Here is an 8,883-nt window from a genome sequence, read left to right as displayed (position 1 = left end):
AATTCTCATTATATTGCCGTGACAGTGCCAGCAGCAACGCTTAACCCTAACCATAGCGAAAATAGTCTCTGAGTGTAAGATGCTTGTGAATCCAGGGTTATGATTTTGTCTGCGATCGGCGCTATTTTCAGCAAGACGGAGAGAAAAAGCCCTCCGCAAGGAGGGCTGGGAATTATGAATGCGGGATGAAATGATATTCTGTCACGCTAACGCACTCTTCACCCGGGCGCAGCACACAGTCCGGCTGTGGCCATTCTGGATGGTTCGGGCTGTCCGGCAGGAACTCGCTTTCCAGCGCCAGACCTTGCCAGTCGCTGTACTCTTCATGTTCGCGTGCCGTGGTACCGCCAAGGTAGTTGCCTGAATAGAATTGCAGGGCAGGGGCCGTGGTGTAGACCGTCATCTGCAGTTTCTCATCTGCAGACCAGACCTGCGCGGCAGGCTGAGTCACATCGCCTTTCGCCTGCAGCAGGAACGCGTGGTCATAGCCTTTCACCTTGCGCTGATCGTCATCGCTCAGGAAATCCTGCGCGATGGTTTTTCCGCTGCGGAAATCAAAGCTGGTACCGCTGACGGCCTTGAGTCCCTGATACGGGATCCCCATTTCATCCACCGGCAGATAGGCATCGGCCAGGATCTGGAGCGTGTGATTACGCACGTCGCACTGGTTGCCGTCCAGGTTGAAATAAGCGTGGTTGGTCAGATTGACCGGGCACGGCTTATCAACTTTCGCGCGATATTCAATGGCGATACGGTTATCGTCAGTCAGCGTGAAATGCGCGAACGCGGTGAGGTTACCGGGGAATCCCTGGTCACCGTCACGCGAGTCCAGTGAGAACAGCACTTCGCGGTCGTTTTGCTGAACGATTTTCCAGCGGCGCTTATCGAATCCTTCAGGTCCACCGTGCAACTGGTTTTCGCCCTGACTGGAAAGCAGCGAGTAACGCTCGCCATCAAGTTCGAAAGCGCTTTTCGCGATGCGGTTAGCATAACGGCCGACAGACGCGCCAAGATAGGCGGACTGATTGACATACTGCTCAGGCGACGCGCAGCCAAGCAGGGTTTCACGTACGCTGCCATCAGGCATTGGTACGCGAGCGGATAGCAAAGTGGCACCCCAGTCCATTAACGTAACCACCATTCCTGCGCTGTTGCGCAGGGTTAACAGGCGATACGGCAGGCCATCCGGGGCAAGGGTTGGCGTTTCGTTTAGCACTGTCCTGCTCCTTGTGATGCTTTACACACGTAGAAAGTTTCTTTAATACCTGTTTTCGCTTCGTACTGTTTTTCCACCGCCTGCTGGACGGCAGGGACGAGCTCTTCCGGCATCAGGGCAACAATGCAGCCACCGAAGCCGCCGCCAGTCATGCGCACACCGCCTTTATCGCCAATCGTGGCTTTGACGATGTCCACCAGGGTATCGATTTGCGGAACGGTGATTTCAAAATCATCGCGCATGGAGGCGTGAGATTCTGCCATCAGTTCACCCATACGTTTCAGGTCGCCTTTCGCCAGCGCGGACGCCGCTTCAACGGTACGGGCATTTTCCGTCAGCACATGACGAACGCGTTTCGCCACTACCGGATCCAGTTCGTGCGCCACTTTATTGAACTCGTTGAGCGAAACGTCACGCAGCGCAGGTTGCTGGAAGAAACGTGCGCCGGTTTCACATTGCTCGCGGCGGGTGTTGTACTCGCTGCCCACCAGCGTGCGTTTAAAGTTGCTGTTAATAATTACCACAGCTGCGCCTTTTGGCAAGGGAACGGCTTTGGTGCCCAGAGAGCGGCAGTCGATAAGCAAGGCATGCTCTTTTTTACCCAGCGCAGAGATCAGCTGGTCCATGATGCCGCAGTTACAGCCCACAAACTGGTTTTCCGCTTCCTGACCATTCAGGGCAATTTGTGCCCCGTCCAGCGGCAGATGATAAAGCTGCTGGAAGACGGTACCCACGGCGACTTCCAGCGACGCGGACGAGCTTAACCCGGCGCCCTGAGGCACGTTTCCGCTGATGACCAGATCAGCGCCGCCCACGTTTTTATTACGTTTCTGCAGGTGTTTTACCACGCCGCGCACGTAGTTAGACCATTGCTGGCTGTCGTGGGTAACGATGGGTGCATCGAGGGAAAACTCATCCGTCTCATTGTTGTAATCCGCTGCAATAACGCGGACTTTGCGATCATCGCGCTTAGCGCAGCTAATGACAGTCTGGTAATCAATGGCGCACGGCAGAACGAAACCATCGTTATAGTCGGTATGTTCACCAATCAGGTTCACGCGGCCAGGCGCCTGAATGACATGGGTGGCAGGGTAGCCAAATTTCTCAGCAAACAGGGATTGTGTTTTATCTTTCAGACTCATTTTTTAGACTCCTGATTCGCGATAATGGACGTCACTCACAGCACGCAGGCGTTCTGCAGCCTGTTCTGCCGTCAGGTCACGCTGGGTTTCTGCCAGCATTTCATAGCCCACCATGAATTTACGTACCGTCGCAGAGCGCAGCAGCGGCGGATAGAAATGGGCATGCAACTGCCAGTGTTGATTCTCTTCACCGTTAAACGGAGCGCCATGCCAGCCCATTGAGTACGGGAAGGAGCACTGGAACAGGTTGTCATAACGGCTGGTCAGTTTCTTCAGTGCCAGGGCGAGGTCATCGCGCTGTGCGTCGCTCAGATCGGTGATGCGCAGAACCTGTGCTTTTGGCAGAAGCAGCGTCTCAAATGGCCATGCTGCCCAGTAAGGTACGACGGCCAGCCAATGCTCGGTTTCCACCACCGTTCGGCTGCCATCGGCCAGTTCACGACGGGTGTAATCCACCAGCATCGGCGATCCGTTTTCCGCGAAATAGGCTTTTTGCAGACGGTCTTCACGCTCGGCTTCGTTTGGCAGGAAACTGTTGGCCCAGATCTGACCGTGCGGGTGCGGGTTAGAGCAGCCCATTGCCGCGCCTTTGTTTTCGAACACTTGTACCCACGGGTAGGTCTGGCCCAGTTCAGCAGTTTGCGTCTGCCAGGTGCTGACGACCTCTTTCAGCGCGTCAACACTCAGCTCCGGCAGCGTTTTGCTGTGGTCGGGCGAGAAACAGATAACACGGCTGGTGCCGCGTGCACTTTCACAGCGCATCAGCGGGTCCTGGCTATCCGGCGCGTCGGGCGTGTCGGTCATCAGGGCGGCAAAATCGTTGGTGAAAACGAAGGTGCCTTTGTAGTCCGGGTTTTTATCGCCCGTCACACGCGTGTTGCCCGGACACAGGAAGCAGTCCGGGTCGTGCTGCGGAAGCGTCTGTTTTGCAGGCGTCTCTTGCGCCCCCTGCCAGGGGCGCTTGGCGCGATGCGGAGAAACCAAAATCCATTGCCCGCTTAGCGGGTTAAAACGACGATGCGGATGATCGACGGGATTGAACGAAGTCATGACGGATCCTTAGTCCGGATAACCTTGTGGATGGCGAGACTGCCAGTGCCAGGTATCCTGTGCCATTTCATCAAGCGTGCGGGTGACACGCCAGTTAAGCTCTTTATCGGCTTTGGAGGCATCGGCCCAGTAAGCCGGGAGGTCGCCTTCACGGCGCGGTGCGAAGTGATAATTCACAGGCTTACCGCAGGCCTTACTGAAGGCATTCACGACGTCCAGCACGCTGCTGCCGATCCCGGCGCCGAGGTTGTAAATATGCACGCCTGGCTTATCGGCCAGCTGCTGCATTGCCGCCACGTGGCCGTCGGCCAGATCCATGACGTGGATATAATCACGCACACCGGTACCGTCTTCGGTTGGATAATCATTACCGAAAATAGCCAGAGACTCACGGCGGCCAACGGCCACCTGGGCGATGTACGGCATCAGGTTATTCGGGATGCCCTGTGGATCTTCACCCATATCGCCTGACGGATGGGCGCCAACCGGGTTGAAGTAGCGCAACAAGGCGATGCTCCATTCAGGCTGTGCTTTTTGCAGATCGGTGAGGATCTGCTCCACCATCAGTTTGCTTTTGCCATACGGGCTTTGCGGCGTACCGGTCGGGAAGCTTTCAACGTAAGGGATTTTTGGCTGATCGCCGTAGACGGTTGCGGAAGAGCTGAAGATAAAGTTTTTGACGTTCGCTGCGCGCATGGCGGAGATCAAACGCAGGGTACCGTTGACGTTGTTGTCGTAATACTCCAGCGGTTTCGCGACGGATTCACCCACCGCTTTCAGACCGGCGAAATGGATCACCGTCTCAATGGCATGGTCGTGAAGGATCTCGGTCATCAACGCTTCATTGCGGATGTCGCCTTCCACGAAGGTCGGTTGTTTACCGCCAAGACGTTCAATCACAGGCAGCACGCTGCGCTTACTATTGCACAGGTTGTCGAGGATGATGACATCATGACCGTTTTGCAGCAGCTGCACGCAGGTATGACTACCAATGTAACCGCTACCACCTGTTACCAGAACTCGCATATTTCGCTCCATTGGGCTTATGGTATGTAATAACCATAGCATAACAGAGACGCGAAAAGTGTGACATGGGATAAAATAGTGGAATCGTTTACACTGCTTTTAAAATCCGTTTTTGGGCGGCAATGCGACATTGTAGATCAAAGGGATAGGGAAGTCTTTGTGCAGGTTATCCGAAAAAACGGAGGGCAGAGCCCTCCGGGGTTAATCGATTTTACTCAGCAGGTACTGATAGCGTTCACCGTCGGGCACAAACTCGAGGCGGTGCGTAATGCAGGACGGGGCATCTTCGGCATGATGGGAAACGAACAGCAGCTGCGTTTCGCCTTCGCTAATCAGGACATCCACAAAACGGCGGATCAGCTGGCGGTTTAATGGGTCCAGCCCCTGTAGCGGTTCGTCGAGGATCAGAAGGGTCGGATGTTTTACCAGCGCGCGAACGATCAGTGCCAGACGCTGCTGTCCCCACGAAAGGCTATGAAACGGCGCGTCAGCGACCCGGTTATCCATCCCCAGAATATCCAGCCACTGCTGGGCCAGCTTATGCTGTTTGTCCGAGACCGCCTGATAAATGCCGATGGAATCAAAATACCCGGACAGGATCACATTGCGCACCGTGGTGCTGACCCGGTAATCCAGATGCAGGCTGCTGCTGACATAGCCGATATGCTTTTTGATATCCCAGATCGTTTCACCGCTTCCGCGGCGGCGGCCAAACAGGGTGAGATCGTTACTGTAGCCCTGAGGGTGATCGCCGGTGATCAGGCTCAGCAGCGTTGATTTTCCCGCGCCGTTGGGGCCGACAATTTGCCAGTGTTCACCCGGGTTGACCGTCCAGCTGAGATGATTAAGGATCGGCCGATCGTCATACGCTACCACGCCATCACGCAGCACGATGCGCGGCTGGTGGGGATCTAACGCGTGGCGGGCAGAAGGTGCGTCCGGTTCCGGCAGCGTGATGCCGTCCAGGTTTTCACTGTGCGCCAGTTGGGCAATTAACGCCTGCTTAAGTAACGCCGATTTTTCGCCGGTTTCAGTCAGGTTGCAGTCAGCGAGCACGCCGGCGTTCTGAATAAACTCAGGAATTTCATCAAAACGGTTAAGCACCAGTACCAGCGTATAGCCCTGCTGGTTAAGCGAGCCGAGCAGGGTGGCCAGCTGTGCGCGGGACTGCACGTCGAGACCGTCGAACGGTTCATCCAGAATCAACAGTTCCGGCTCGCTCATCAGCGCCTGACACAGCAGCGTTTTCCGGGTCTCACCGGTCGAGAGGTATTTAAAGCGCCGGTTCAGCAGGGAGGTGATGCCAAACTGTTCTGCCAGATACGCACAACGGGCAGGATTGTTGACTTCATCCTGAATAATGTCTGCCGTCGTACGACCCGTATCCTCTTCGCCCGGGCTGAGTAAATCGGTGTTATTGCGCTGCCATTCATCGCTCACCAGCTTTTGCAGCTGCTCGAATGACAGGCGCGTCAGGCGCGTAAAGTTACACTGGGATTCCCCTTTAAGGTGCGCGAGCTCTCCGCTCAGCGCACGGGCCAGCGCTGATTTCCCGCTTCCGTTTGTACCGACAAACGCCCAGCTTTCACCGGCGCGTATTGTTAAATCAGAAATCGTCAGCGTTCGGGTGTCGCTAAGACGAAACGTGCCTTGCGAAATATGCAATGATGACATGACTTATCCCATTTTTTGCAGCAACAGATGTCAGGGATACTCACTGTCGACACGCTTGTCAATGTGCTCAGCACAATGTGGCGATAATCACCCGGTCGGCGTTGAAATATGCGGTCACCACAGCACCTTCTTCTAATTCTGCGGCGTCGCTGAGGGGAAGGGTTGCGCAGAGTTCTTGCCCGTCCGGCAGGGTCATCAGTACTTCACACTGCTCTTCACCGCGTTCAACGTGGCGGATGGCACCGCGTAGCTGGTTATCAGCGGCTTTTGCTTTTTCGGCATCGGCAGTGATATTCACCCATGGCGCTTTCAGTAACACCAGCACCTCTTTACCTTCATTCAGCGCCAGTCGGTCTGCGCTTTGTGCGGTAATCGCGGCTTTCAGACGGGTTGTTCCATCGGCAAGCAGGATCTCAATATGACGCTGCACCTGGGCGTTATCGCCCGCCATCACCGTACCAAACCACTGGTTACGGGCGCTGGTTTGCAGCGAAAAGCGGGAAATGGCAGCCAGCAGGCTGTCCAGCGGGAGATTATCGTCGTCACTTAACACATCAAACGCTTTTTGCTGGATCTGCGCCAGCAGATCATACAGCTGAACCAGGCGCTGGCCGTAACGTGTCAGGATCGCACCTCCACCGCCTTTGCCGCCCGTGGCCCGGTCAACCAGCGTTTGCTCGCTCAGGGTGTTCATGTCGTTGATGGCATCCCAGGCGCTTTTATAGCTAATGCCAGCGTTCTTAGCCCCCTGGCTTATTGAACCGGTTTGTTCTATTTGTTTAAGCAGGGCGATACGTCGCGGATCGGCGAAAAGCTTCTGCTGTAGTCGTAGAGTGAGGAGAATTTCGGCCTGCATAACACTGTCCTGGCAAAAAGTGCATTGTGACCCAAATGGCGAAGGTCGCAAAGGGCACCGCACAAAAGGGAATGTTTTTCTCACTTTTCAGGGTAGAATAAGCCATTCACAATATCTGGAGAAAACCATGTTGGAATTGTTGAAAAGTCTGGTATTCGCCGTGATCATGGTACCAGTAGTGATGGCCGTTATCCTCGGTGCCATCTACGGCCTGGGTGAAGTGTTCAACGTATTTTCGAACATTGGTCACAGAGACCAGGCTAAAAAGCAGCATTAATTTCCCCCCGAAACGCCCGGCTTGCCCGGGCGTTTTGCTCTCAAGTATTTCCCTTTCTCGCCGATATTATTTAAAGCATCAGCTTGCTGTACCCCTTGAGCGGTACGATTTAACGCTGGGATCTCCCCGGAGTTACCGTTATATTAGTGTGTATATAACGATACTCACAGGAGCTACAAATGGCACGTACATGGATACGCCTTTTCGCAGGGGCAACGCTGACACTTTCGCTGAGCGGACACGCGCTGGCCGACGAGGGTAAAATTACCGTCTTTGCGGCAGCGTCGTTGACCAACGCGATGCAGGATATTGCGACAGCGTATAAAAAAGAGAAGAACGTCGAGGTGGTCTCCTCTTTTGCTTCTTCATCGACGCTGGCACGTCAGATTGAAGCGGGAGCGCCGGCCGATCTGTTCATCTCTGCAGACCAGAAGTGGATGGATTACGCGGCTGAAAAGAAATCGATTGATGCAACAACCCGCGAAACATTGCTGGGGAATAGCCTTGTCGTGGTGGCGCCGAAAGCCAGCCAGCAAGGCGAAATCAGTATCAACAAAGAGACCCCCTGGACCCGGTTGCTGAACGGAGGACGCCTGGCCGTTGGCGATCCGGAGCATGTACCAGCGGGGATCTACGCCAAAGAAGCATTGCAAAAACTGGGTGCCTGGGAGACGTTATCGCCCACACTGGCTCCGGCTGAAGATGTGCGCGGTGCTCTGGCGCTGGTTGAACGTAATGAAGCGCCGCTGGGGATAGTCTACGGGTCGGACGCCGTCGCCAGTAAAGGGGTGAAAGTGGTTGGTACGTTCCCGGAAGACTCCCACAAGAAAGTGGAATATCCTGTTGCGATTGTTGATGGACATAAAAATGCGACCGTGACGGCCTTCAGCGAATACCTGAAAGGACCCGAAGCGTCCGCAATCTTTAAACGTTACGGATTTACGACTCACTAATGATATTGACCGATCCTGAATGGCAGGCTGTCCTGCTGAGCCTGAAAGTCTCTTCCCTGGCGGTTGCGCTGAGTTTGCCCTTTGGGATCTTCTTTGCCTGGTTACTGGTTCGCTGTAAATTTCCCGGCAAAGCCCTGCTGGATAGCGTTCTTCATCTTCCCCTCGTGTTGCCACCGGTGGTGGTTGGCTACCTGCTGCTGGTGTCGATGGGGCGGCGCGGTTTTATTGGCGAATGGTTATATGACTGGTTTGGGCTGACGTTTGCGTTTAGCTGGCGAGGGGCGGTACTGGCGGCGGCGGTGATGTCATTCCCGCTGATGGTGAGGGCCATTCGCCTGGCGCTGGAAGGGGTTGATATCAAACTGGAACAGGCTGCCCGCACGCTGGGTGCCGGGCGCTGGCGCGTCTTTTTCACCATCACGCTCCCGCTTACGCTGCCGGGCATTATTGTCGGCACGGTATTGGCGTTCGCCCGCTCGCTGGGTGAGTTTGGTGCCACGATTACCTTTGTGTCGAATATCCCCGGTGAGACGCGAACGATCCCGTCAGCAATGTACACCCTGATCCTGACGCCGGGTGGAGAAGGTGCCGCGGCGCGGCTGTGCATCATCTCAATTGTGCTGGCGCTGGTCTCGCTGCTGGTTTCGGAATGGCTGGCGCGACTCAGTCGCGAGCGGATGGGGAAATAG

The 8,883-nt window shown here is 55.3% G+C and carries 9 protein-coding genes; 3 read left to right on the top strand and 6 right to left on the bottom strand.

Annotated features, from left to right (window positions below; translation table 11 throughout):
- Nucleotides 1–172: 172 nt before the first annotated feature.
- The 6 genes from galM to modE form a co-directional block, all read right to left on the bottom strand.
- Complete coding sequence (gene galM, locus AM410_RS23855; protein ID WP_108648560.1) at nt 173–1,216, bottom strand: galactose-1-epimerase; 1,044 nt, start codon at nt 1,214–1,216, stop codon at nt 173–175.
- Nucleotides 1,210–2,358, bottom strand: coding sequence for a galactokinase (gene galK / locus AM410_RS23850; protein ID WP_025204645.1), 1,149 nt, complete (start codon nt 2,356–2,358; stop codon nt 1,210–1,212). The genes galM and galK overlap by 7 nt, the downstream gene beginning before the upstream one ends.
- Before the next feature lie 3 nt (nt 2,359–2,361).
- Complete coding sequence (gene galT, locus AM410_RS23845) at nt 2,362–3,408, bottom strand: galactose-1-phosphate uridylyltransferase (protein ID WP_014169198.1); 1,047 nt, start codon at nt 3,406–3,408, stop codon at nt 2,362–2,364.
- Between the two features lie 9 nt (nt 3,409–3,417).
- The gene (gene galE / locus AM410_RS23840; RefSeq protein WP_020884951.1) at nt 3,418–4,434 is read right to left on the bottom strand and encodes a UDP-glucose 4-epimerase GalE; all 1,017 of its coding nucleotides are present in this window, start codon (nt 4,432–4,434) and stop codon (nt 3,418–3,420) included.
- 201 nt (nt 4,435–4,635) lie between these two features.
- Nucleotides 4,636–6,108 (bottom strand): molybdate ABC transporter ATP-binding protein ModF, encoded by a 1,473-nt coding sequence (gene modF / locus AM410_RS23835; protein ID WP_073395776.1) that lies wholly within the window; start codon nt 6,106–6,108, stop codon nt 4,636–4,638.
- Between the two features lie 67 nt (nt 6,109–6,175).
- Entirely contained in the window at nt 6,176–6,964 is a 789-nt protein-coding gene (gene modE, locus AM410_RS23830) for a molybdenum-dependent transcriptional regulator (protein ID WP_025204643.1), read from the bottom strand.
- Between the two features lie 127 nt (nt 6,965–7,091).
- On the opposite strand from modE, the gene AM410_RS23825 reads away from it, so the two are divergent.
- The 3 genes from AM410_RS23825 (at nt 7,092) to modB (ending at nt 8,883) form a co-directional block, all read left to right on the top strand.
- Nucleotides 7,092–7,241 carry an AcrZ family multidrug efflux pump-associated protein gene (locus tag AM410_RS23825; RefSeq protein WP_020884948.1) on the top strand — a complete coding sequence of 50 codons (150 nt, stop codon included), beginning with the start codon at nt 7,092–7,094 and terminating at the stop codon, nt 7,239–7,241.
- A gap of 179 nt (nt 7,242–7,420) precedes the next feature.
- Nucleotides 7,421–8,194, top strand: a complete 774-nt coding sequence (modA, locus tag AM410_RS23820; protein ID WP_073395777.1) for a molybdate ABC transporter substrate-binding protein — start codon at nt 7,421–7,423, stop codon at nt 8,192–8,194.
- Entirely contained in the window at nt 8,194–8,883 is a 690-nt protein-coding gene (modB, locus tag AM410_RS23815) for a molybdate ABC transporter permease subunit (protein WP_108648558.1), read from the top strand. The genes modA and modB overlap by 1 nt, the downstream gene beginning before the upstream one ends.

Origin of the sequence: Enterobacter cloacae complex sp. FDA-CDC-AR_0164 (assembly GCF_003071645.1) — a bacterium.
Taxonomy (GTDB): domain Bacteria; phylum Pseudomonadota; class Gammaproteobacteria; order Enterobacterales; family Enterobacteriaceae; genus Enterobacter; species Enterobacter ludwigii.
Note: the sequence above shows the minus strand (reverse complement) of the source record. Positions and strands in the feature narration are given on the sequence as shown.

What these genes read in the sequence shown, in the direction of transcription:
- galE (WP_020884951.1), bottom strand. Translation starts at nt 4,434, where the DNA reads ATGCGAGTTCTGGTAACAGGTGGTAGCGGTTACATTGGTAGTCATACC.
- modF (WP_073395776.1), bottom strand. Translation starts at nt 6,108, where the DNA reads ATGTCATCATTGCATATTTCGCAAGGCACGTTTCGTCTTAGCGACACC.
- modB (WP_108648558.1), top strand. Translation starts at nt 8,194, where the DNA reads ATGATATTGACCGATCCTGAATGGCAGGCTGTCCTGCTGAGCCTGAAA.
- galT (WP_014169198.1), bottom strand. Translation starts at nt 3,408, where the DNA reads ATGACTTCGTTCAATCCCGTCGATCATCCGCATCGTCGTTTTAACCCG.
- modA (WP_073395777.1), top strand. Translation starts at nt 7,421, where the DNA reads ATGGCACGTACATGGATACGCCTTTTCGCAGGGGCAACGCTGACACTT.
- modE (WP_025204643.1), bottom strand. Translation starts at nt 6,964, where the DNA reads ATGCAGGCCGAAATTCTCCTCACTCTACGACTACAGCAGAAGCTTTTC.
- AM410_RS23825 (WP_020884948.1), top strand. Translation starts at nt 7,092, where the DNA reads ATGTTGGAATTGTTGAAAAGTCTGGTATTCGCCGTGATCATGGTACCA.
- galK (WP_025204645.1), bottom strand. Translation starts at nt 2,358, where the DNA reads ATGAGTCTGAAAGATAAAACACAATCCCTGTTTGCTGAGAAATTTGGC.